Consider the following 23,608-nt stretch of genomic DNA (forward strand, 5'->3'; position numbering starts at 1 on the left):
AGATCAATGCATCAGGCACCCAGATGCCTGGCGTGGAACCGCAGATGGTCATCGATGAAGCTGGCGATGAAGTAATAGCTGTGATCATAGCCTTCACGCCGGTTCAACTCCAACGGATAACCGCTCGCCTTTGCCGCCGCTTCCAATGTTTGCGGCTTCAACTGCTCTTCGAGAAAATTGTCGGCTTCGCCCTGATCGACCAGCGCGGGCACAGCGCCTGTCGCCTTGCGCATCAGCAGGCTTGCATCATAGTCGGCCCAGGTGGCGCTGTCCTTGCCCAGATAGGCGGTGAAGGCTTTCTGACCCCAGGGGCTATTGACCGGGTTGCCAATGGGGCTGAAGGCGGAAACGGACTTGAAGCGATCGGGATTGCGCAGCGCCAGCACCAGCGCGCCATGACCGCCCATCGAATGGCCAAAGACCGACCGTTTGTCGCTGACCGGAAACGTGGCTTCGATCAGTTCGGGCAGCTCCTTGAGCACATAATCATACATCTGATAATGGCGGTTCCACGGGGCCTGTGTCGCATTGACATAAAACCCGGCGCCCTGACCAAGGTCATAGCCTTCGTCATTGGCCACATCGGCGCCACGCGGGCTGGTGTCCGGGGCGACAAGGGCGACGCCAAGCTCGGCGGCGATACGTTGCGCGCCGGCCTTCTGGATGAAGTTCTCGTCGGTGCAGGTGAGCCCCGACAGCCAGTAGACGACGGGTACCTTCTGTCCGTTCGCGGTCTGCGGCGGCAGGTAGATCGCAAACCGCATCTCGCAGCTCAATGTGCTCGACTGGTGGGTGTAGTGTTTGGTCCAGCCACCAAAGCTCTTGTTAACGCTCTTGTTTTCCAGTGACATGTTGCACCTTTCGCTTGAATGGGACGGCCGCGCCGCCCAGGGCGTGCGCGGCCGTGATAGGGTCTACTTGTCGAAGTGAATGACCGAACGAATGCTCTTGCCTTCATGCATCAGGTCGAATGCCTGGTTGATGTCTTCAAGGCCCATCGTGTGGGTGATGAAGTCGCTCAGGTTGAATTCGCCCTGCAGATAGCGCTCGACATAATCGGGGAGTTCGGAGCGGCCCTTGACGCCGCCGAATGCGGTCCCGCGCCAGACCCGTCCGGTGACGAGCTGGAACGGGCGGGTGGAGATTTCCTGTCCGGCGCCGGCAACGCCGATGATCACCGATTCACCCCAGCCCTTGTGGCAGCATTCCAGCGCCGAACGCATCACGTCGACATTGCCGATGCATTCAAACGAGTAATCGACACCGCCATCGGTCAGTTCGACGATGACGTCCTGAATTGGCTTGTCATGCTTCTTGGGATTGATGAAGTCCGTGGCGCCGAGCTTGCGGGCGAGGTCGAATTTGCTCTCGTTGATGTCGATCACGATGATGCGGCTGGCCTTGGCCATGGTCGCGCCGATCACCGCCGAAAGACCAATTCCGCCCATGCCAAAGATGGCGACCGTCGCGCCTTCTTCGACCTTGGCGGTGTTCATCACGGCGCCCATGCCGGTGGTGACACCGCATCCCAGCAGACAGACCTCCTCCAGTGGTGCTTCGGGGTTGACCTTGGCCAGCGAGATTTCAGGCATCACGGTGTATTCCGAAAACGTCGAGCAGCCCATGTAATGCAGGATCGGCTTGCCGTCCTTGGAAAACCGGCTGGTGCCATCCGGCATCAGGCCCTTGCCCTGGGTTTCACGGATCTTCTGGCACAGGTTGGTCTTGCCCGATGTGCAGAATTTGCACTCGCCACATTCGGGTGTGTAAAGCGGAATCACATGGTCGCCCACGGCCACGCTGGTCACGCCTTCGCCGATGGATTCGACAATGCCGCCGCCTTCATGGCCCAGGACAACGGGGAACAGCCCCTCGGGGTCTGCGCCCGAAAGCGTGAAGGCGTCGGTGTGACACACGCCGGTCGCGATGATGCGGACGCGCACTTCGCCCTTTTGCGGAGGCATGACGTCGATCTCTTCGATCGAAAGCGGCTGGTTGGGCCCCCAGGCGACGGCGGCCCTGGATTTGATTGTGTCGGTCATCAGGTCTCACTTTGCTGTTGAACTGTCGACTTCTGTGGTTGCGTCGACCGATGACAAAGGTTTACATCATTCCTGATGGTCGATAAATGTCCGGTTTGTGAAATCACTATTACCAGAGTGCAACAATAGCGAGGTGCTTCGGGCCACCTGAAAGGAGCCGGCGATGTTCAGTTGCGAGGGGGTCACCGAGTTTGTCGCGGTCGCGGAAAACAGAAGCTTTACCGGCGCCGCCAGACAGTTGGGAATCTCGACAGCCCAGGTCAGCCGGCAGATCAGCGCGCTGGAAACCCGGCTGGCCGTCAAGCTGTTCTACCGGACCACCCGCAAGGTCACCATCACCGAAACCGGGCGGATCTACTACACCCACTGCCGGCAGGTCCTTGATGGCCTGGCAGAAGCCGAGCGCGCCATCACCGACCTGCACCAGACGCCGAAAGGCAGGCTCAACCTGACGGCGCCGGTGACCTATGGCGAGAACAGGATCGCGCCGCTGGTCAACGACTTCATCGTCCGCTACCCGGAGTTGGAGGTCAATGTGACGCTGACCAATCAGATGCTCGATCTGGTTGCCGACGGCTATGATCTGGCGATTCGGCTTGGCCACCTTGAAGACAGCACGATGATTGCCCGAAGGCTGGCGTCGCGCAGCCATTATGTGTGCGCCTCTCCGGACTACCTTGCGGCGCATGGCGTGCCGCACACGCTGTCCGAACTGAGCCAGCACAATTGTCTGCAGGGCATGTCGGACTACTGGCGTTTTCAGGATATGGGCAAGTCGCGCCACATCCGGATCAAGGGAAACATGCGCTGCAACAGCGGCTGGTCGCTTGTCGATGCGGCACTGAAAGGCGTCGGCATCATTCAGCTGCCGGATTACTATGTCGAGGCCGACCTTCAGGCCGGCCGTCTGGTGCCCATGCTCGATACGTATCGCGCACCTGACGATGGAATATGGGCCGTGTATCCGCACAACCGCCATCTGTCGTCCAAGGTGCGGTTGCTGCTCGAATGTCTGGTCCAGGGCTTGAGCTGACCTTGCAGCTTTTGAAATGAATCTTGAAGAGGAAATGAAATGATTGTCCGGGACCATCCGTCCTCACTGAAGCTGTTCTTTGTCATGCAGGGATCTGTGGTTCCGAAAATCTGGAGCAAGATCATCGGCATCGCCATTTTGACGGTCCTGGTTCTGCTGACCGACGAATATGCATTGACCTTGCCGCGAATCTCGATTGCAGCGATGGGGATATTTGGCGTTGCATTGTCGCTGTTTCTGGGGTTTCGCAACAATGCCGCCTATGACCGCTGGTGGGAAGCCCGCAATCTGTGGGGCGCGATGATCGCCGATGTGCGCAATCTGGGACGGCACATGGGTGTCTTCGTCGGCAAGGGCGAAGCGCGGGACCATCTGTTGTCCTATGCGGTGGCGTTTGCCCATCTCCACCGCGGATTTCTGCGGGATGTGCCGGTGCGGGCCGAGATTGTCGACTGGATTGGTGAGGCTGAGGCCGATAGGCTGATAGAATGCAGGAATCCGGCCGACGCTGCCTTGCGCACGATGGCGGAACGAATGCGCGAACTGGGCCAGCAAGACGTCATCAGCGGCTTTGGCCTGATGACGATCTCCAAGACCATGTCGTCCCTGGCCCTGGCGCAGGCTGGTTGCGAGCGGATCGTGACGACGCCCCTGCCGTTTGTCTATTCCCTCCTGGTGCGCCGGACCACCTATCTCTATTGCTTCCTGCTGCCTTTCGCGCTGATCGAATCCGCCGGCTGGTTTGCGCCGGTGTTTGCCGCCGTCGTGGCCTATGTCTTCTTCGGGCTGCAAGCGGTGACCAATGAGCTGGAACTGCCGTTCCGGAATGTTCAGAACGGGCTTCCGCTCGACGCGATGTGCCGCGTCATCGAAATCTCGGTCTCGGAAGCCCTGGACCGGCCGGCTCCGGAAATTCTGGTGGCGACAAACCACGTCTTGTCCTGAATGAAGTGGAACCGCCGGACCCGAATGCGCGTCCTGATGATATCAGGCTGTCGTGATCGGATCTTGTCGACGCGGCCTGGGACAGGCGGCCGCAAGCGATGGCTCCGCACCGGCAGGAACGCGCGTCATGCCGGTTCCTTGCGCCGCTGACCCAAACCCCGAACTCAGGAATGCAAAGCTGCTGACCACCGAAGCTTATTCACGTGAGAAAGAGAATGTCTGTTTCTAGTGGTGAGCGCGTCGGGGTTCGAACCCGAGACCTACTGATTAAAAGTCAGTTGCTCTACCAGCTGAGCTACGCGCTCCCATACCCTGATCGACGCAGTTGCGTGTCAGGTCCGAGTGGCGCGGAACATAGGCAGGCATCTGCCCATGGTCAACAGCAAAAGCCATCCCGCCACGGTCTTTTTTGCGACGTCGCCGGCATCGGCGCGCCAACCCTGCCACCCGGCCAATTGGTCACGGTTTGGCGTCCAAACCGGAAACGTCAAAAGAAGGCCAGCATCACGCCGTATACTCCATAACGTGACTGGCGGACCGGCAAGCGGACCCTTAGATAGGGTGGAGCCGCCCGGAGCGGTTTTTTCCACGCCAGACGCAAACGGATCCGGATTTCGTGACAATCGCAGACATTCCCCTTTTCACCGTGCTGCTCGCTGGAGCGCTGTCCTTCCTGTCGCCCTGTGTGCTGCCGCTTGTGCCGCCCTATCTGTGCTACATGGCGGGTGTCTCGGTCGAGGATTTCCGGGGCGCCGCCGCAGACAAGACAACCCGGGACACACGGCGTGCCGTTTTCGGCGCGTCAGTGGTCTTCACGCTCGGATTTGCCACCGTCTTCGTCGCGCTCGGCGCCGGCGCTTCGAGCATTGGCGGCGCTCTTCGCCAGCATATCGACCTGCTCGCCAAGGTCGGCGGTATCGTCATCATTCTGATGGGGCTGCATTTTCTCGGCGCCTTCCGGATCGGCCTGCTCGCACGCGAGGCCCGATTCGCAGGCAGCGGCAAACCGGCCACCCTGTCGGGCGCCTATCTGATGGGGCTTGCCTTTGCCTTTGGCTGGACGCCCTGCATCGGGCCGGTGCTGGGCGCGGTTCTCGGTGTGGCCGCAGGGCGCGAGACGGTCGGCGATGGTGCGGTGCTGCTGGCTGCCTATTCGCTTGGCCTGGCCGTGCCGTTCTGGATCGCGGCACTGTTTTCCGAGCGATTCATGCGGTTTACGCAGACGTTCCGCCATCATCTCGGCACAGTGGAAAAGATCACCGGGGCACTGCTGGTGCTGACCGGCCTCCTGTTTCTGACCGGAGGCATGGCCACCATGGCCTACTGGCTGCTCGAGACCTTTCCGGCACTGGGCGCGATCGGCTGAGCCGGGGGAAGGGCAGGGTCACTGGCCGAAACCGGCACCCGCGGCTTGGTGCCCAGCCCTGGTGCGGTGGCAAGCACCAGCCCGCTCAGCACGGTCAGAATGCCGATCGCATGGTAGCTTTCGAACGGTTCGCCCAGCACCAGCACGGCAAGGCCGACACCATAGGGCGGCAACAGATACATGAACACGCTGGCCGTCGAGGCGCCAAGCCGGGCGACGCCAAACTGGTAACCGGAAAACGCCAGCAGCGACGCGAACACCACGATGCCGGCGATACCGCCCCAGGCAGTCCAGGTCTGCGGCATCGACGCGCCGGAGAGATATTCCCACAGTGCAAACGGCGCCAGCAGCAAAGCCCCCGACAGGGTAACGGCGGCAAACAGCGCCGAGACCGGCAGGCTTGCGGTCCGGGGGCCCTTGAGCAGCACCGAGTACCCGGCCCACGACAGGGCCGCGCCGATGAACATCAGATCGCCGCGGTTGAAGGCCGAGTCTGCCAGACCGGCGAAATTGCCCTTCAGCACAATGATCGAAACCCCGAAAAACCCGACGGCAATACCTCCAATCTCCCTGAGACTGGTGGCACGGCCGAAAAACAGCCGTTCCAGGAGAATCACCAGCAACGGCGAGGTGGTGTAGATCAGCGTGCCATTGGTGGCGGTGGTGAATTGCAGCGCGTAGTAGACGCCGCCGCCGCAGATCCACATGCCCAGGAACCCCAGCGCCAGCCAGTGCACCGTATGGTTTGCCAGATAGAGGCGTACCTGCGTGCGGGCCCGCCACAGGAACGGCGACAGAACGACCGCTGCCGCCGTCCAGCGCAAGCAGGCCAGCGTGAATGGCGCGACTTCTGCAATCGTCGAGCGCCCGAAGATCAGATTGGAGGAAAAGAACAACGGCGTCAGCAGCATGACAGTCAGCGGGAGGAAGCGCGCCGCAGAAAGCTTCGCGGCGGGCAGGTCGGCAGGGGGCATGAGGCTTTCTTATCCGGACAATATTTGCTTGAAAGAGAATAGTTACGGATCGGGTGCTATAGGGTCCGGGACTTGGAAACAAGCGATTCGGCAAAAAGGTGATTGAATGACGCGCACAAGTCTTGCAGTCGTGCTTGCAGCAGGCGAGGCGACTCGCATGAAGTCTTCCAGATCCAAGGTCTTGCACAGCGTCGGCAATTTGCCGCTGATCGCCCACGTGACCCGTGCGGCAGCCAGCGCGGGGGTCAGCAAGGTGGCGCTGGTGATTGGCCGGGATGGCGAAGCTGTCACCGAAGCCGCAAGATCAGGGCACAATGTGGTGGTGACGCCGGTCGAGCAGACCGAGCGCAAGGGCACCGGCCATGCCGTTCTGGCGGCCCGCGACATCATCGCCGAAGGCTTTGACGATATTGTCGTGCTCTATGGTGATGCGCCGCTGATCGACCCGGCAAGCCTGAGTGCCGCCGCCGCCGAACGCGTCAGGGGCGCCGATGTCGTTGTTCTCGGTTTTCAGGCCGCGGACCCGACCGGGTACGGCCGTCTGATCGAGCAGGATGGCGAACTGGTGGCTATTCGCGAACACAAGGAAGCCTCGGCGGAAGAGCTGGCGATCGATTTCTGCAATGGCGGCATCATCACCTTCTCCGGGGCTCAGGCGATCAGTCTGCTCGAGGCCATCGGCAATGACAACCTCAAGGGCGAATACTACCTGACCGACATTGTCGAGATCGCCCGGGCGCGCGGCCTCAGGTGTGTTGCCGTCAAGGCCCCCGAAGAAGACATGATGGGCTGCAACACCAGGGCCGAACTGGCCGAGATCGAACAGGTCTGGCAGGCCCGCGCCCGCCATGCGGCCATGGTCTCCGGGGTCAGCATGGTTGATCCGTCGAGTGTGTTTCTGTCGCATGATACCGAGCTTGGCCATGATGTCATGATCGAGCCGAATGTCTGGTTCGGTCCGGGGGTCCGGGTCGGGCCCGGCGCCGTCATTCATGGGTTCAGCCATATCGAAGGCGCGGAGATTGGCGCCGGCGCCCAGATCGGCCCGTTTGCCAGGCTGCGTCCAGGTACGGATCTTGCGGAGAAATCCAAGGTCGGCAATTTTTGCGAGATCAAGCAGGCCAAGGTCGGCGCCGGCGCCAAGATCAATCATCTCAGCTACGTCGGTGATGCCATTGTCGGGCCCGGCTCGAATATCGGGGCAGGCACCATCACCTGCAATTATGACGGTCAGAACAAGCATTTGACCGAAATCGGCGCCAACGCGTTCATCGGTTCCAATTCCTCGCTGGTGGCGCCGGTCAGGGTTGGTGACGGTGCGTATGTCGGCTCCGGCAGCGTCGTGACCGCCGATGTTCCCGACGACGCCCTGGCAATCGCGCGGGCGCCGCAGCAGACAAAGCCCGGTCGCGCGCACCGGCTGCGAGAGAAGATCGCGGCCATCAAGGCACTCAGGAAAAGCGGCCCTGGTGAATCCGGTCAGTAACTTGGTTACGCGGAGTCATGAAAATTGAGCGGGCGCAATACTTTCGTCCTCTGGTTTCAACAAGAATTGCTCGGTAAGAGCATGACCAACACATTAGCCAGGAGAACCCCATGTGCGGCATTGTCGGGATAGTTGGTAAGCGCGAAGTGGCGCCGCTGCTGGTGGATGCTCTCAAGCGGCTTGAGTATCGCGGTTATGATTCCGCCGGTGTCGCCACCATCCATGAGGGACATCTCGATCGCCGCCGGGCCGAGGGCAAGCTTGTCAATCTCGACCAGAAGCTCGGCCAGTATCCGCTGGCCGGCCGTATCGGCATAGGGCATACCCGCTGGGCGACCCATGGCGCGCCGACGGAAAACAATGCACACCCGCATTTTTGCAGCGGCATCGCTGTCGTGCACAACGGCATTATCGAAAATTTCGCGCCCCTGCGCGCGGAACTTATCGCCGACGGCGCTGAATTCCACAGCCAGACCGACACCGAAGTCGTGGCGCAGCTGCTGGCGGCCTATCGCAAGCAGGGCCTGGCGCCGCGTGATGCGATGCAGAAGGCCTTGTCGCGGCTGGAAGGCGCCTATGCGCTGGCGGTGCTGTTTGAGGATCAGCCCGACATGATCATTGGCGCACGGTCCGGCCCGCCGCTGGCCGTGGGGCATGGGTCTGGCGAGATGTTTCTCGGCTCCGATGCAATCGCGCTGGCGCCCTTTACCGACGAAATCACCTATCTCAATGACGGCGACTGGGTGGTCATCACCTGTGATCGGCTTGAGATTTACGATCAGGCTGGTCAGCCAGTGGAGCGGCCAAGCCAGATTTCGCGCGGCGCTGCCTATGTTGTCGACAAGGGCAATCACCGGCATTTCATGGAAAAGGAAATCTATGAGCAGCCCGAAGTGGTCGCCCATACGCTCAGCCATTACATTGATTTTGCCGAAGGCCGGGTAAGGCTGGATACCGGGCGGATCGATTTTGCCAATCTCGACAGGCTGGCAATGTCGGCCTGCGGAACGGCCTACTATGCCGGCTTGATCGGCAAATACTGGTTTGAGCGCTTCGCCCGGTTGCCGGTGGAGATCGACGTCGCCTCGGAATTCCGGTACCGCGAAATGCCGCTGCCTGGCAAAATGGCAGCGCTGTTCATCTCGCAATCGGGTGAAACCGCCGACACGCTGGCCTCGCTGCGCTATTGCAAGGACAACGCCTTGACCATCGGCGCGGTGGTTAATGTTCAGGAATCGACCATTGCGCGCGAATCCGACGTTGTGTTTCCAACACTTGCGGGTCCGGAAATCGGTGTGGCGTCGACCAAGGCGTTTACCTGCCAGCTATCGGTTCTGGCGGCACTGGCGATGATTGCTGGTCGCGCCCGCGGCACGCTTTCGATCGAGGACGAAACCCGAATGGTACAGGCGCTGGTTGAAGCGCCGCGGCTGTTCAATGAGGTGCTCAACGCGATCCAGCCGCAGGTTGAAACCCTGTCGCGCGAACTCTCCCGCTTCAAGGATGTGCTTTATCTCGGCCGTGGCACCAGCTTTCCGCTGGCGCTCGAAGGGGCTCTCAAACTCAAGGAAATTTCCTACATCCATGCGGAAGGCTACGCCGCGGGAGAACTCAAGCATGGCCCGATTGCGCTGATCGACGAAAACATGCCGGTGATCGTGATCGCTCCGCATGACCGTCACTTCGAAAAAACCGTCTCGAACATGCAGGAAGTTGCCGCGCGCGGCGGCCAGATCATCCTGATCACCGACGAGAAGGGGGCTGCGGCGACCACGCTTGAAACCATGGCGACCATCGTGCTTCCCCAGGTCGACGACATTGTTGCACCGATTCTCTACGCCCTGCCGGTGCAACTGATCGCCTATCACACAGCCGTGTTCATGGGCACTGATGTCGACCAGCCGCGCAACCTCGCCAAATCGGTCACTGTCGAATAGGCCAGGCGCACGCTGACACTTGTCTGACAGGGCGCGCGCTCCCTATATAAGACGGATTGCGTGGCGAGGTGCGTCTGCACGTCGCAAAACAGGGTGTACCATGAGCGAAAAACCGAAACGGCAGGGTGCCGGCCGCAGGCTGCGCAACTATTTTCTGACCGGCCTGATCATCGTCGCGCCGCTCGCCATCACCGCCTATCTGACCTGGACCTTCATCGGCTGGGTCGACAGCTGGGTCAAACCCTACATCCCCTCCATCTACAATCCGGACTATTATCTGCCATTTGCGGTTCCCGGGTTCGGATTGCTGACCGCTCTGGTCCTGATCACCATGATCGGGTTTCTGACGGCCAATCTGGTCGGGCGTTCGATTATCGCATTCGGCGAATCGCTGCTCGACCGGATGCCACTGGTGCGCAGCCTCTACAAGGGCCTCAAGCAGATTTTCCAGACCGTGCTTGCCGAGCAGAGCAGTTCGTTCAAGCAAGCCGGACTGATCGAGTACCCGCGCCGTGGATTGTGGTCGATTGTCTTTATCGCTACCGACACCAAGGGCGAGGTTGATCATCGGTTGCCCGAGCACGAATCGATTTCGGTGTTTTTGCCCACCACGCCCAACCCGACATCGGGTTTCCTGCTGTTCGTGCCGCGCAAGGACATTCTCATCCTTGATATGAGCGTCGAAGAGGCGGCCAAGATGGTGATTTCTGCCGGTCTGGTGGCGCCGGATTTCCCCAAGAAAGAGCCGCTTCAACCGGCAACCAAAGTCAAGCTCAAGCAACCTCAACCGAAATAGCTGTCTAGAGCATTTCCGGCGAAACCGAGTCGCCTAAGCGCGCCGCATCAAACCGGTTCCCACTTGTGCTGGAATTGCTCTAGCCGGCTCTGAGGAACCGGATCGCCTCGTCGCGGCGCATCAGATAGAGCAAGACTCTGAGCGCCGCACCGCGCGGGCCTGACAGGGCGGGATCGGAGTGCAGCACATTGCGGGCGTCGGTGCGGGCTATTTCCAGCAGATCTCCGTGGGCCGCGAGATTGGCCAGCCGGAAACCGGGCAGGCCGGATTGGCGCGTGCCAAGCACTTCGCCTTCACCGCGCAATTTGAGATCTTCCTCGGCGATCCGGAAGCCGTCTTCGGTTTCGCGCAACACCGCAAGCCGCGCCCCGGCGGTCTCGCCCAGGGGGCCATGGTAGAGCAGAATGCAGCTTGACGCGGAATCACCGCGGCCAACCCGGCCGCGCAACTGGTGCAATTGCGCCAGCCCGAAGCGCTCGGCATGTTCGATCACCATGATGGTGGCGTCGGGCACATCAACCCCAACTTCGATCACGGTGGTTGCGACCAGCAACCGGGTCTGGCCCGATTTGAAGGCGTTCATTGCCTGGTCTTTTTCCTCCGACGACATGCGCCCGTGGACGAGTCCGACCATTGGCGCCAGCTCCTTGCCAAAAGCCTTTGTCAGACTGGCGTGGCGGCTTTCCACCGACATCAGTTCGCTCTGGTCGGAATCTTCGACCAAAGGGCAGATCCAGTAGGCCTTCTTGCCCTCGAGCACTGCGCTCTTGAGCCTTTCGACAATGTCGCCCAGACGTTCGTCGGGAATGGTAACCGTAGTGATCGGTTGGCGTCCGGCCGGTTTTTCGGTGAGCTTTGACACATCCATGTCGCCGAAGGCCGCCAGCACCAGGGTCCGCGGAATCGGAGTTGCGGTCATCACCAGCATGTGCGGCGCGGTGCCCTTGGCGGTCAGCCGCAGCCGCTGGTGGACACCGAAACGGTGCTGCTCGTCGACCACAGCCAGGGTCAGATTGGCATAGACAACCGATTCCTGAAACAGGGCGTGGGTGCCGATCACAATCTGCGCGGCGCCGGATTCGATGCGCGCGAGCAGCTCCGCGCGGTCCCGGCCCTTGGCCCGCGCGGTCAGCACCACAACCTCGATGCCCGCGGCTTGGGCCATCTTGCTGATGGTGGCGTAATGTTGCCGGGCCAGAATCTCGGTCGGCGCCATCAGCACCGCCTGACCGCCGGCCTCCACCGCATCGGCCATGGCGAGCATGGCCACCGCTGTCTTGCCGGAGCCGACATCTCCCTGCAACAGCCGCAACATCCGGTCTGAGCCGGCCATATCGGTGAGAATTTCGCCGACTGCAGTCTGCTGGCTTCCGGTGAGCGAAAAAGGCAGCGCTTGAAGAATGGCCTGACGCAGTTTGCCTTCGGCCTGGACCGGCTGACCGGGCAGCTTGCGCAGGGTCTGGCGCACCAGGGCGAGTGACAATTGACCGGCCAGCAGTTCGTCGTAAGCGAGCCGGCGCCGCGCCGGGGTTTGCGGTTCGATGTCGATGACGGTTTTGGGATGATGCAATTGCTGCAAGGCATCGGCGAAATCCGGAAGACTGTGTCTGCGAACCAGATGCGGGTCGGCCCATTCCGGCAGCACCGGAACCAGCTCCAGCGCCGATTCGATCGACCGGCGCAGCACCTTTGGCGACAGACCGGCAGTCAGCGGGTAGACCGGCTCGATCCGCGGAAAACTGTCGGCTTCGGCCTCAGCCACGATATGATCGGGATGAACCATCGACGGCCTGCCATTGAACCATTCGACCTTGCCGCTGACCAGCACGGTTTCGCCCACCGGAAGAAGCTTCTCGAGCCAGGCTTGCTTGGCATGGAAAAACGTCAGCGCCAATTCACCCGTGTCATCATGGACAAACACCCGGTAGGGTGCGGATCTGCGGCCCGGCGGCGAGGGTTGATGCCGGTCAACCCGCACCTTCAAGGTGGCAATCACGCCTTCCGGTGCTTCGGTGATGCCCGATTGCAAGGTGCGGTCGATCAGTCCATGCGGCGGCAGCAGCACAAGGTCGAGCGCCCGGGTCTCGTCGGCTGAATCGCGGCCCGTCACCCGGGCGAGCGCTTCGGCCAGCTTGGGGCCAATTCCAGCCAGGCTGTCTACGGGTTTGAACAGGGGATCGAGTTCGAGCGGTCGCATGGCTTGAGAAGAACGGCAAATTTACCCCAAAGGCAAGGCTGACAATCGCGCACCGACAGGATATGCAAGCCATCCAACCTGAAAAGGCACATCATGACTGGTACTACACGCTCAAGCGCCGACCTTGATCCGCGCCGCCGCCGCATCCTCGTTCGCGCCTGGCGACGTGGCATTCGCGAAATGGATCTGGTCATTGGAGGATTTGCCGATGCCGAGATCGCGGACCTCAATGACACCGAGCTTGATCAGCTTGAATTGCTGATGGCGGAAGAGGATGCGGATATTCTAAGTTGGGTTACCGGCGAAGCGGAGATCCCGGAGCGGTTTCGCAGCCCGCTGTTTGAGCGGATGCGGCGTTATGAGCCGGATTTTGAACCGCTCCAGTCCGGGCCGAAAGCGCGGGCATCGGAATAATGAAGCCCGTGATTCCCGTCGCCAGCATCACCGGAGCCAGAACCCCGGTCACATTGGCCGGCGTGCCGCAGGGTCTGGAAGCCCTGGCGCTGGCCGAACTGGTGCGGTCGGCGGGACCGTTGGCGCACATCATCTCCGATGGGCACCGGATGGCGGATCTGGAGCAGAACCTCGCCTTTTTCGCGCCGGACATTCCGGTGCTGACCTTGCCTGGCTGGGATTGCCTTCCGTATGACCGGGTGTCTCCGGGCGCCGAAGTGTCGGCCCGCCGGCTTGCGGCGCTGGCGGCGCTGGCACGGTTCTGCGATAATCCGCACCCGGCCATTGTGCTGGTCACCGTCAACGCCTTGCTGCAACGGGTTCCGTCACAATCGATTGTCGCCGAACTCGGATTTTCCGCCCGCGTCGGCAATCGGCTGAAAATGGAAGACCTGGCGGCTCGCTTGTCCAAGAACGGCTTCGACCGCGTCGACACGGTCCGGGAAGTGGGCGAATTCGCGGTGCGCGGTGGCATTCTTGATGCCTTCATTCCCGGCGCGGACGAGCCGGTGCGGCTGGATTTCTTCGGCGATACGCTTGAGAGTGTCCGCAATTTCGATCCGGCCTCGCAGCGCACGACGGCCCAGGTCAAGGAACTCACGCTCAACGCCATGAGCGAGGTGACGCTTGACCCCGAGACCATCAGCCGGTTTCGCAGCAACTATCTTGCCATGTTTGGCGCCGCCACCCGAGACGATGCGCTGTATGTCGCCATCAGCGAAGGCCGCCGCTATCCCGGCATGGAGCACTGGCTGCCATTGTTTCATGACGAGATGCAGACCGTGTTCGATTATCTCGACGGGTTCCAGATTTCCAATGACCACATGCTCGCCGAAGCCGCAAGCGAACGCCGGGCCCAGATCGACGATCACTACGAGGCGCGCCAGTCGGCCCAATCCATAGAAAAGGTCCGCGGTGTCCAGGCGACGCCCTACAAGGCCATTCACCCTGACCTTCTGTATCTCGACGCGCCGGATCTGGAGGCCCGCATCGAGGCCTTGAATGGCATCCGGCTGACACCGTTTCACGAGCCCGAAAACTCGGCCCGCCGGGTGATTGATCTTCCGACCAGAACCGGACCACGCTGGGCAGCGGACGCCGAAGCCGACAAGACGGAGGAGGGCGGACGCGCCAACCTGTTTGAGAAGCTGGCGGCCCATGTCGGCGCAAAGCGCGCCGAGGGCCGCAAGGTGTTGATCACGGCCTGGACCGAAGGGTCGCTGGACCGCTTGCTGCAGGTGACCGATGAGCACGGCCTCAAGCGGGTGGTCCGCATCAACAGCCACGCCGAACTCGACAGGCTCAAGCCGGGCGAAGCCGCCGCTGCGGTGCTGGCCATCGAGGGCGGTTACGAGATCGACGACCTTGTCGTCATCGGCGAGCAGGATGTGCTGGGCGACCGGCTCGTGCGGCGGGCCAAGCGCAAGCGCCGCGGCGCCGACTACATTTCCGAGGTTTCAGGTCTCGACGAGGGCAATTATGTGGTTCATGCCGAACACGGCATCGGCCAGTTCATCGGGTTGAGGACAATCGAGGCAGCCGGCGCGCCCCATGCCTGCCTGGAATTGCAATATGCCGGCGACGCCAAGCTGTTCCTGCCGGTCGAGAACATCGAACTGCTGACCCGCTACGGCTCCGACAGTGCCGAGGTCCAGCTCGACCGGTTGGGTGGGGTCGCCTGGCAGTCGCGCAAGGCCAAGCTGAAGAAGCGGCTTCTCCACATGGCCGAAGGGCTGATCCGCATCGCCGCGGAGCGGCACATGCGCTCGGCGCCGGCCCTGGCGGCACCCGAGGGTCTCTACGACGAATTCTCCGCCCGCTTCCCCTATGACGAGACCGAAGACCAGATGGCGGCGATCGAGCGCGTGCGCGATGATCTGGCTGCCGGTCAGCCGATGGACCGGCTGATCTGCGGCGATGTCGGATTCGGCAAGACCGAGGTGGCGCTTCGAGCGGCCTTCATCGCCGCCATGAACGGGGTGCAGGTGGCTGTCGTGGTGCCGACCACCTTGCTGGCGCGTCAGCATTTCAAGACCTTCACCGACCGGCTGCGCGGCTACCCGGTGCGCATCGCCCAGGCCTCACGGCTGGTTGGCGCCAAGGAACTGGCTCTGACCAAGGCGGAACTCGCCTCGGGCAGGACCGACATCGTTGTCGGCACCCATGCGCTGCTTGGCTCAACCGTTCAGTTTGCCAATCTGGGGCTGTTGATCATCGATGAGGAACAGCATTTCGGGGTCAAGCACAAGGAACGGCTGAAGGAACTGAAAAGCGATGTGCATGTGCTGACGCTCTCGGCCACTCCGATCCCGCGCACCTTGCAACTGGCCATGACCGGGGTGCGCGAACTGTCGCTGATCACCACGCCGCCGGTCGACCGGATGGCGGTCAGGACGTTCATCTCGCCGTTCGATCCGGTCACCGTGCGCGAGACATTGATGCGCGAGCATTACCGTGGCGGTCAGAGCTTTTATGTCTGTCCGCGGCTTGCCGATCTCGACGATGTCGCCGCCTTCCTCAGGTCCGATGTGCCGGAACTGAAGTTTGCCGTCGCGCACGGACAGATGGCGGCCGGTGAGCTCGATGACATCATGAATGCGTTTTACGACGGCCAGTATGATGTTCTGCTGTCGACGACAATCGTCGAATCGGGACTTGATGTACCGACAGCCAACACCCTGATCGTGCACCGCGCCGACATGTTCGGCCTGGCCCAGCTCTATCAGCTGCGTGGCCGTGTCGGCCGCTCCAAGGTACGCGCCTTTGCGCTGTTTACCCTGCCGGTCAACAAGATGCTGACTGCAACAGCCGACAAACGGCTCAAGGTGTTGCAATCACTCGACACGCTCGGTGCCGGCTTCCAGCTTGCCAGCCACGATCTCGACATCCGCGGTGCGGGAAATCTTCTGGGCGAGGAGCAATCCGGTCACATCAAGGAGGTCGGTTTTGAACTCTACCAGCACATGCTGGAGGAGGCCGTGGCCGAAGTCCGCGGCGAGGATGAAGTGGTCGATACCGGCTGGTCGCCGCAAATCACCGTCGGCACGCCGGTGATGATCCCGGAAAATTATGTGCCGGACCTGCATTTGCGGCTGGGGCTTTACCGCAGGCTGGGCGAGATCACCGATGTCGGCGACATTGACGGTTTCGGCGCCGAGATGATCGACCGCTTCGGGCCGTTGCCGATCGAAGTCCAGCATCTGCTCAAGATCGTGTTCATCAAGGCTTTGTGCCGCAAGGCCAATGTCGAGAAACTCGATGCCGGGCCGAAGGGTGTGGTTGTGATGTTCCGCAACAAGGAGTTCCCCAATCCCGGCGCACTTGTGGGGCATATTTCGAAACAGGGATCGCTGGCCAAGATCAGGCCGGATCAGAGCGTGGTGTTCATCCGCGACCTGCCAACCGCGGAAAAGCGCCTGACCGGGGCTGCCGTGGTGATGACCCAGCTTGCCGAACTGGCAGGGTAACGAGCCGGAAGCTTCGTTGCGGATGGGTCAGTCCTGCCCGGACTGGGCCTCGGCATCGGTCTGTTTCATCTTTTCCTGCACCACCTTGCGCATGGCATCGGCCAGGGCTGCGGCGGGCTGGGCGCCGACGACGGCATATTTGGTGTCGATGATGAAGCAGGGAACCCCGGTCACTCCCATTTGCCGCGCCTGGTCAATTTCGGCGCTGACGGCGGCGCGATCGGCATCGCCAGCCAGCAGCCGTTCCACCACTGGCCTTTCGAGACCGGCCTGTTCGGCAGCCTCGATCAGCACCGCGTCGTCGCCGATGTTCTTGCCGTCCTCGAAATAGGCCTTGAACAGCCGTTCCACCACCTCGTCCTGGACAGCAGGCCCGAGCGCGCCGGCCCAGCGGATCAGCCGGTGGGCGTCCAGTGTGTTGGCCGACACCGGAATCTTGTCGAAGGCGAAAGCGATGGCTTCATCGGCGCCTGCAGCGCGCACGGCGGCATAGGCCTGATCCGCGCCCTCCGGACCACCAAACTTGTCCTCAAGATACTGCTGCCGGTCCTTGCCCTGCTTCGGCAGCGTCGGGTCGAGTTGATAGGGGCGCCAGCGCAGGTCGACGTGCATCTCCGCGCTGACCTCATCAAGCGCCGCTTCAAGCCGGCGCTTGCCGATGTAACACCATGGGCACATCACGTCGGAGACGATATCAATGGTCAGAGAGGGTGTTGTCATGAAAGCGCCTTCCGGATGTCTGGCATGTGTGTTTGAAACCTTACGGCTTGGCGCTGGTGTCCCACCAGGCCGGGAGATAGTACCCATACAGCGGCGGGTCACCGTCCGGCACTCCGATACGGCTGCGGTGGGCGACCCAGGATTTGCCCAGATGAAAGGCCGGAATGACATAATGCCCCGCCAGCAATACCCGGTCAAACGCCCGCACGGATGCGCGAAAGGCCTCCGCCGAACGGGCATTGAGCATGGCGTCGATCGCCGCATCGATTGCCGGGCTTGCGGCGCCGGCGAAATTGAACGAGCCCTGCTGGTCACGCGATGCGGAACCCCAGCGGTTGAGCTGCTCGGCGCCTGGCGACAGCGATGAGGTGAACGCCTTCATGATCATGTCGTAGTCGAAGGTTTGCGAGCGCTGCTGATATTGCGCGTCATCAACCGTCCGGATCGACATGGCGATGCCGAGCGCCGACAGGGATCGCTGAAACGCCACCGCGAGCTTTTCCTGGCCTTCGTTCTGGGTCATCAGGTCAAAGGCAAACTGGGTGCCGTTGGCATCGACCAGCTTGCCGCCGTCGATCCGGTAGCCTGCTTCCTGCAGAAGTGTCAGCGCCGCGCGCTGCAGCTTGCGATCTCGGCCCGAGCCGTCCGACACCGGCACCTGCCAGCGGCCCTCGAGGATATCGGCGGACACCGCATCGGGGAACGGCGCCAGAATGTCCCGCTCCCGCTCGTCTGCCGGCTTGCCGTAGCTCGACAGGTCCGAGCCGTCCCAGAAGGAGCGGGTGCGCGTGTAGGCATTGTCGTAGAGACTTCGGTTCGCCCACTCAAAGTCGAACATCAGCGCCAGCGCCTGCCGGACGCGGACATCCTCGAAGATCTGCCTGCGGGTGTTGAAAACAAAGCCATACATGCCCGACGGAGTGCGGCTCTGATACTCCTTGCGAACCACGTCACCGGCAGCCACAGCGGGGAAATCATAGCCGCGGGACCAGTTGGTGGCGCTGCCGTCCGGGTAGATGTCGAAAACGCCCTTCTTGAAGGCTTCGAACTGCGCGGTTTCGGAGAGGAAATACTCGACCGCAATCTCATCATAATTGTCGATGCCGCGTTTGATCGGCAGATCCCTGGCCCAGTAATCGTCACGCCGTGTGAAGGTAATGCGCTCGCCGGGCTTGATCTCGCTGATCAGATAGGGGCCGGAGCCGATGCCGGGTTCGAGCGTCGACTGGTCGAAGGTTTCCACATCGGTCGCATGTTTGGGCAGAACCGGAGAAAGCGACAGGATCAGCGGAAACTCGCGATTTGACTTGTCATTGAAGGTGAATCGGACCGACAGATCGCTGATCTTCTCCATGCTGGCGACACGGTCGAGCCGCGAGCTGTAGGGCGGCCGCCCCTTGTCCTTGAGAAGGTTCATGGTGAAGATCACGTCGTCGGCGGTCACCGGCATTCCATCGGACCATCGCGCCGCGGGGTTGATATTGTACTGGATAAAGCTCCGGTCCTCGTCCCACTCGACTGTTTTTGCGAGCAATCCGTACAGCGTGAACGGTTCATCCTGGGAGCGCTGCATCAGCGTCTCGTAGATCAGATTGCCAAACTGCGGGTCGACAACTCCGCGAGCCGTGGTACGCATGCTTCTGACGATGAACGGCCGGACGCTGTCGAAGGTGCCGACCACGCCATAGGTCACCTTGCCGCCCTTGGGAGCGTCCGGGTTGACATAGGGCAGGTGGCTGAAATCGGCCGGCAGCGCAGGATCGCCGTGCATGGCGATCGCATGGACCGGTTCGGCGGATGCCTGGACCATTGCGCTGCACTGGGCTCCAGCTATCAGGGCAAGCATTGCCAGCAATCGTTTCATTGGTGATCCTTCCGGGCTGATATCCGGTCAACAAGGTTTCCCAGGCCGCCGATTCCCGGCCAGACGATATACGCGCCCCGCCTGTCGGACCACCTTGGAAGCACAAAATGAAGGTTTTTTTGGGCTCACCCCGGCCCTCGGGCTGGATATTGGCGCCTTACCGCGCTAACAGGAAGCCGAGAAAGCCTTGCTGTCGCCGCATTTTCGATTGAGAAGGCGCGATAGAAATATGAGGGCGCGGAATCCGCGCAAACTGCACGCTGCCCCGGGGCCGCATTTCAGGAGTATCGAAAGCAAATGAACGCCACAACAAAGACCGTTATCGCGGCTATCATGTCAGCCGGCGTCGCCACCGCATTTGCGCCTGCAACAGCGCTGGCCCAGGGCGCCAATCAGGGTTGGTACAAGACCTGCACCAAGCAGGAAGACAATGATGTGTGTGTTGTGCAGAACATCGTCACCGCGCCGACAGGCCAGCTTCTGACGGCGGTCGGGTTGATCAAGGTCAGCGGCAAGGTCAACCGGCAGATCCTGCAGGTCACGGTTCCGACAGCCCGCTTGATCCAGCCCGGCGTCGGGCTGCAGGTGGATGGCGGCAAGACCGAGCGGGTGGAGTATGCCATCTGCATGCCCGAAACCTGCGTGGCCGAAATCCTTCTCACAGATGCCATGGTCGCCTCTTACAAAAAGGGCGGCGAACTGGTTCTGACCTCGGTCAATTACCAGCGCACTCCGAACCCGCTGAAGATTTCCCTGGAAGGTTTCACCCAGGCCTGGGATGGCGATCCGATTGCCCAGTCCGAACTTCAGGAGCGTCAGCGCCTGCTGCAGGAAGAAATGTCCAAGAAGGCCGAAGAAGCCCGCAAGAAGCTTGAAGAAGCCCAGGCGGCTGCCAAAAAGAACTGATTGCTGCAAAGCGTCGATCACAAGGCCCGGGTGCATTGCTGCATCCGGGCCTTTTTTGGATTCTGCCGGCTCGTTCATGCCTGTCGCGTTCAAACGGATTCATTTGGACGATAACGGACATGCCTTGATTCAAGGAGAAACAGCGTCCTCTTTGCGCGTCCAACGGGATGCGCGGCGCTGGTGCGAGGCCCGGCTCACTGCGGGGTCAATGACTGATACGGTGCTTGATGCTGTAGACGCCGTCCATCTGCGGGCCGAAGAGTTCGGCGACCTGTGCGTGGCGCATCGGACGATCGCTGTCGTCGGTGAGCAAATTCTGTTCGGACACATAAGCCACGTATTCGGTGTCGTCGTTTTCCGCCAGAAGGTGATAGAACGGCTGATCCTTGAGGGGACGGATATGCTCGGGGATGGCGTTCCACCATTCCTCGGTGTTGGCAAAGACCGGATCGACATCGTAAATCACACCCCGGAACGGAAATATCCGGTGTTTGACGATCTGCCCGATCTGAAATTTTGCGTGTTTGAGCGTCATGTCTTTCTTCCTTTGACCTTCAAGATGGGAAGTTTGACGGGAAGTTCAACTGTTTGGTCTTGACGCCGTAGCGCGGGGAACCTACCCCCTGCACAGGCTGACGCATGATCTTCCCAGCTCTCGCAGGTGTCAAGAATGGCTCAAATAACTGGTCTGGTGCTGCCGTTTTTTGGTCTGATCCTGCTCGGTTACATTGCTGCCCGCATCACAAAACAGCCCCATGAGGCGATGGGATGGCTGAACACCTTCATCATCTATGTTTCTCTGCCGGCACTGTTTTTCAAATTGCTGTCGCGCACACCGATCGAGCAACTGGCGCGCTGGGATTATGTGCTGACCAGCATGGGGGTGACCTATACGGTGTTTGCGCTGGTCTTTGCCGCAAGCATTCTGCTGCGGCGCGCCCTGATCGCCGAGGCCACGGTGCAGGGACTTGCCGGCGCCTATGGCAATATCGGCTATATGGGGCCGGGCATTGCCATTCTGGCATTTGGCGAGCCCGCGGCGGTTCCGGTTGCGCTGATCTTCTGCTTTGAGAACATCATGCATTTCACCATCGCGCCGATGATGATGGCGCTGGCCGGTGACGATCATCGCAGCCCCGCCGACCTGGCGCTCGGGGTGATGCGCAAGATCGCCTTTCACCCGTTCATTCTCGCAACCGCTGTGGGGGTTGCGGCAGCATGGCTACAATTCGTGCCGCCGGTGCCGGTGGCGCGGCTGATCGATTATCTGGCGCAGGCGGCTGCGCCCTGTGCATTGTTTGCGATGGGGGTGACGCTGGCGCTCAGACCGCTCAAGCGGGTGCCGGTGGAGCTGGGCTTCATCGTCCCGATGAAGCTGATTGCCCATCCGGTGCTGATGTATGTCGGGCTGAGCGCAGTCGGAGATTTCGAACCGGTCTGGGTCTATACCGCGGTTTTGCTTGCCTCGCTGCCGACAGCCACCAATGTGTTTGTCATCGCCCAGCAATATTCAACCTGGGTCGAGCGTGCATCGGCCACCGTGCTTGTGACGACCGTCTCCAGCGTGGCCACAGTGTCGACACTGCTGTGGCTGATTACCAGCGGCACGTTACCGCCCGATCTGTTTCCCGGCTGATCCGCATACCTGTCGGTTGACGATCTTGCGCCAGCCGGGCGTCATGCCTTCGCGCATTGCCAGCAGCTTGAGCGGCGGCACCGCCGACAATGCGGCAAGCCCGCCGGCGCGCAGTGCCTGCATGGGAAGCGAAGAACTCAGAAGCGCCCGGTTGAGCAGGTCCACCCCCGCCGTGCGGGTGGTGACATCAAGCCGGCGCTGGCGGTTGAAATCGCGCACGGCCTCTGGCGCCTGCTGCGGCCCTCCCGCATCGCGGATCGATCCGATTGCCTGCATGATATCGCGCAGTCCGAGATTGAGGCCTTGCGCCCCGATGGGGGGGAAGGCGTGGCCGGTTTCGCCCACCAGCAGTGTCCGGCCCCTGCCAAAGCTCTCGGCAATCAGGCTTGACAGCGGCCAGGCTTGCACGGCGCCTTCAACCTCGACAGCGCCGAGAATCGAGTGCATGCGGGTTTCAACCGCGGCGTTAAGCGCCTCGCGGGACAGGGCTAGGATGGCATCGACGTCTTCGGGTTTGACGGACCAGATAAGACTGGAGCGGTTGCCCGGCAGCGGCACCTGCGTGAACGGCCCCTGTTCGGTGTGAAATTCCGTCGAGGTACCGGCATGGCCGAGCCGGTGGCTGAAATTCATCACCAGAGCGGATTGCGGGTAGGACCATGTCTTGATGGTGATGCCGATGGCATCGCGCAATTTCGAGCCGCGGCCATCGGCAGCCAGCGCCGCGAGCGCCGTGACTTGGGGGCCGTCGGCAAGTCTCAGATTGACCCGCTCTGCGGTCTGATCCGCATCCACCAAAGGGCTTCCGAAACGATCAATCCGGGCGGATTGACTGATCTCGGCCTGCAGCACATCGAACAGAGGCTGGTTCGGAATGTTGTAGCCAAAGGCATCAAGGTCGATTTCGCTGGAATGAAACGACACCGGGGGCGCGCGCAGCAGCCGCTTGGTGCCGTCGAGAATACGCATCGTGCGCAACGGCGCCGAAGCTGGCTTGACGGCCTCCCAGACACCCAAATGCGCCAGCAGATCGATGGATTCGGACAGCAATGCCGTGGTCCGGCCATCCTGACGCGGCGGCGGCGGCGCGATGAAGGCCACACTCCAGCCTTCGGAAGCTGCAGAAAGGGCTGCCACCGAACCGGCGAGACCGCCACCCACGACGGCGATGTCATAGTGATCATGCATGTGCTCAGGCTTTCCCCGCTTGGCAGTTGGCTCTTTGCGAAGTCCTCCCATACATCGCCTGACCGGCGAATTCCATGGGATCATTTGGCGCATCGTCGCACTGCGCAAACACCGGCCCGCTCGACGAAGGGGGATCAACTGCACCGCTGGGCGCAGATGAGCACAAAACCTGGTCCCTCGGAACCTTTGTGGCAGGCGCCGGGGATGGGGCGGCTCATCTCGGACGGTGCCGGGTGGTTCTCATCCCGATGACCGGGTCGATGGCCCGGAAAAACGGCCCGCATGGCAAGCCGGGGTGTCGTGGGAGTCTCGGCGTGAGTTCCGGTTCGCGGTCGGGCAGGGGATCGGGAACCTGGACTGCGGCTGGGGAGTAATGTCGATCGGGCTTGCGGTCGACAGCGGTAATGTGGTCTGGATGGCGGCGCTGATCCTGTTAACATTCATGGAGAAAACCGGTGTGGGGCGGGTGACAATGAAGCCCGGCGGGGCAATAGTGAGGCTCTTGATGGGCAGCGCTGCTTCGGTGCACGCAGACACAAGGGGAGGTTCCAGGAGATGACGGTCATGGCAGGTGCGGAGCGGGCATTAAGATGCGAAA

At 61.4% G+C, this 23,608-nt stretch carries 18 protein-coding genes and 1 tRNA gene; 10 read left to right on the plus strand and 9 right to left on the minus strand.

What is annotated here, in order from left to right; all coding sequences use genetic code 11:
• Nucleotides 1-11: 11 nt before the first annotated feature.
• Entirely contained in the window at nucleotides 12-851 is an 840-nt protein-coding gene (fghA, locus tag PZ897_RS12270; RefSeq protein ID WP_275752585.1) for an S-formylglutathione hydrolase, read from the minus strand.
• 63 nt (nucleotides 852-914) lie between these two features.
• Entirely contained in the window at nucleotides 915-2,030 is a 1,116-nt protein-coding gene (locus PZ897_RS12275) for an S-(hydroxymethyl)glutathione dehydrogenase/class III alcohol dehydrogenase (protein ID WP_275752689.1), read from the minus strand.
• Nucleotides 2,031-2,205: 175 nt separating this feature from the next.
• Here PZ897_RS12275 and PZ897_RS12280 point away from each other — a divergent pair, with 175 nt between their 5' ends.
• The gene (locus tag PZ897_RS12280; protein WP_275752586.1) at nucleotides 2,206-3,075 is read left to right on the plus strand and encodes a LysR substrate-binding domain-containing protein; all 870 of its coding nucleotides are present in this window, start codon (nucleotides 2,206-2,208) and stop codon (nucleotides 3,073-3,075) included.
• A gap of 39 nt (nucleotides 3,076-3,114) precedes the next feature.
• Nucleotides 3,115-4,020: a bestrophin family ion channel gene (locus PZ897_RS12285; protein WP_275752587.1), complete on the plus strand. Its 906-nt coding sequence runs from the start codon at nucleotides 3,115-3,117 to the stop codon at nucleotides 4,018-4,020.
• Between the two features lie 229 nt (nucleotides 4,021-4,249).
• Here the strand turns inward: PZ897_RS12285 and PZ897_RS12290 are convergent.
• A tRNA-Lys gene (locus PZ897_RS12290) sits at nucleotides 4,250-4,325 on the minus strand.
• 311 nt (nucleotides 4,326-4,636) lie between these two features.
• Between PZ897_RS12290 and PZ897_RS12295 the strand changes: the two genes are divergently transcribed.
• Nucleotides 4,637-5,386, plus strand: coding sequence for a cytochrome c biogenesis CcdA family protein (locus PZ897_RS12295; protein ID WP_275752588.1), 750 nt, complete (start codon nucleotides 4,637-4,639; stop codon nucleotides 5,384-5,386).
• Here the strand turns inward: PZ897_RS12295 and PZ897_RS12300 are convergent.
• Nucleotides 5,341-6,360, minus strand: a complete 1,020-nt coding sequence (locus PZ897_RS12300; RefSeq protein WP_275752589.1) for a DMT family transporter — start codon at nucleotides 6,358-6,360, stop codon at nucleotides 5,341-5,343. The two genes, PZ897_RS12295 and PZ897_RS12300, sit on opposite strands and share 46 nt — an antisense overlap.
• A gap of 106 nt (nucleotides 6,361-6,466) precedes the next feature.
• Between PZ897_RS12300 and glmU the strand changes: the two genes are divergently transcribed.
• The 3 genes from glmU (at nucleotide 6,467) to PZ897_RS12315 (ending at nucleotide 10,579) form a co-directional block, all read left to right on the plus strand.
• The gene (glmU, locus tag PZ897_RS12305; RefSeq protein ID WP_275752590.1) at nucleotides 6,467-7,846 is read left to right on the plus strand and encodes a bifunctional UDP-N-acetylglucosamine diphosphorylase/glucosamine-1-phosphate N-acetyltransferase GlmU; all 1,380 of its coding nucleotides are present in this window, start codon (nucleotides 6,467-6,469) and stop codon (nucleotides 7,844-7,846) included.
• Between the two features lie 110 nt (nucleotides 7,847-7,956).
• Entirely contained in the window at nucleotides 7,957-9,783 is a 1,827-nt protein-coding gene (gene glmS, locus PZ897_RS12310) for a glutamine--fructose-6-phosphate transaminase (isomerizing) (RefSeq protein WP_275752591.1), read from the plus strand.
• Nucleotides 9,784-9,883: 100 nt separating this feature from the next.
• The gene (locus PZ897_RS12315; RefSeq protein WP_275752592.1) at nucleotides 9,884-10,579 is read left to right on the plus strand and encodes a DUF502 domain-containing protein; all 696 of its coding nucleotides are present in this window, start codon (nucleotides 9,884-9,886) and stop codon (nucleotides 10,577-10,579) included.
• Nucleotides 10,580-10,658: 79 nt separating this feature from the next.
• Here PZ897_RS12315 and recG read toward each other — a convergent pair whose 3' ends face one another.
• Complete coding sequence (gene recG / locus PZ897_RS12320) at nucleotides 10,659-12,776, minus strand: ATP-dependent DNA helicase RecG (RefSeq protein WP_275752593.1); 2,118 nt, start codon at nucleotides 12,774-12,776, stop codon at nucleotides 10,659-10,661.
• Nucleotides 12,777-12,869: 93 nt separating this feature from the next.
• Here recG and PZ897_RS12325 point away from each other — a divergent pair, with 93 nt between their 5' ends.
• Nucleotides 12,870-13,190, plus strand: coding sequence for a succinate dehydrogenase assembly factor 2 (locus PZ897_RS12325; RefSeq protein ID WP_275752594.1), 321 nt, complete (start codon nucleotides 12,870-12,872; stop codon nucleotides 13,188-13,190).
• Entirely contained in the window at nucleotides 13,190-16,696 is a 3,507-nt protein-coding gene (gene mfd, locus PZ897_RS12330; protein WP_275752595.1) for a transcription-repair coupling factor, read from the plus strand. Before PZ897_RS12325 ends, mfd begins: the two co-directional genes overlap by 1 nt.
• A gap of 27 nt (nucleotides 16,697-16,723) precedes the next feature.
• Here mfd and PZ897_RS12335 read toward each other — a convergent pair whose 3' ends face one another.
• Together PZ897_RS12335 and PZ897_RS12340 are read right to left on the minus strand one after the other, a co-directional pair.
• On the minus strand, nucleotides 16,724-17,416 hold the full coding sequence (locus PZ897_RS12335) for a DsbA family oxidoreductase (RefSeq protein ID WP_275752596.1): 693 nt from the start codon (nucleotides 17,414-17,416) through the stop codon (nucleotides 16,724-16,726).
• Between the two features lie 40 nt (nucleotides 17,417-17,456).
• Entirely contained in the window at nucleotides 17,457-19,262 is a 1,806-nt protein-coding gene (locus PZ897_RS12340) for an extracellular solute-binding protein (RefSeq protein WP_275752691.1), read from the minus strand.
• Between the two features lie 315 nt (nucleotides 19,263-19,577).
• On the opposite strand from PZ897_RS12340, the gene PZ897_RS12345 reads away from it, so the two are divergent.
• Entirely contained in the window at nucleotides 19,578-20,186 is a 609-nt protein-coding gene (locus PZ897_RS12345; RefSeq protein ID WP_275752597.1) for an invasion associated locus B family protein, read from the plus strand.
• A 205-nt stretch (nucleotides 20,187-20,391) separates the two neighbouring features.
• Here the strand turns inward: PZ897_RS12345 and hspQ are convergent, their stop codons facing one another.
• Nucleotides 20,392-20,721, minus strand: coding sequence for a heat shock protein HspQ (hspQ, locus tag PZ897_RS12350; protein ID WP_275752598.1), 330 nt, complete (start codon nucleotides 20,719-20,721; stop codon nucleotides 20,392-20,394).
• Nucleotides 20,722-20,856: 135 nt separating this feature from the next.
• Between hspQ and PZ897_RS12355 the strand changes: the two genes are divergently transcribed.
• The gene (locus tag PZ897_RS12355; protein WP_275752599.1) at nucleotides 20,857-21,822 is read left to right on the plus strand and encodes an AEC family transporter; all 966 of its coding nucleotides are present in this window, start codon (nucleotides 20,857-20,859) and stop codon (nucleotides 21,820-21,822) included.
• Here PZ897_RS12355 and PZ897_RS12360 read toward each other — a convergent pair.
• The gene (locus tag PZ897_RS12360) at nucleotides 21,796-23,010 is read right to left on the minus strand and encodes a UbiH/UbiF family hydroxylase (RefSeq protein ID WP_275752600.1); all 1,215 of its coding nucleotides are present in this window, start codon (nucleotides 23,008-23,010) and stop codon (nucleotides 21,796-21,798) included. The genes PZ897_RS12355 and PZ897_RS12360 overlap by 27 nt on opposite strands.
• Nucleotides 23,011-23,608: the final 598 nt, after the last annotated feature.

This window comes from Hoeflea sp. YIM 152468 (assembly GCF_029210485.1).
In the GTDB taxonomy this organism is placed as follows: Bacteria; Pseudomonadota; Alphaproteobacteria; order Rhizobiales; family Rhizobiaceae; genus Hoeflea.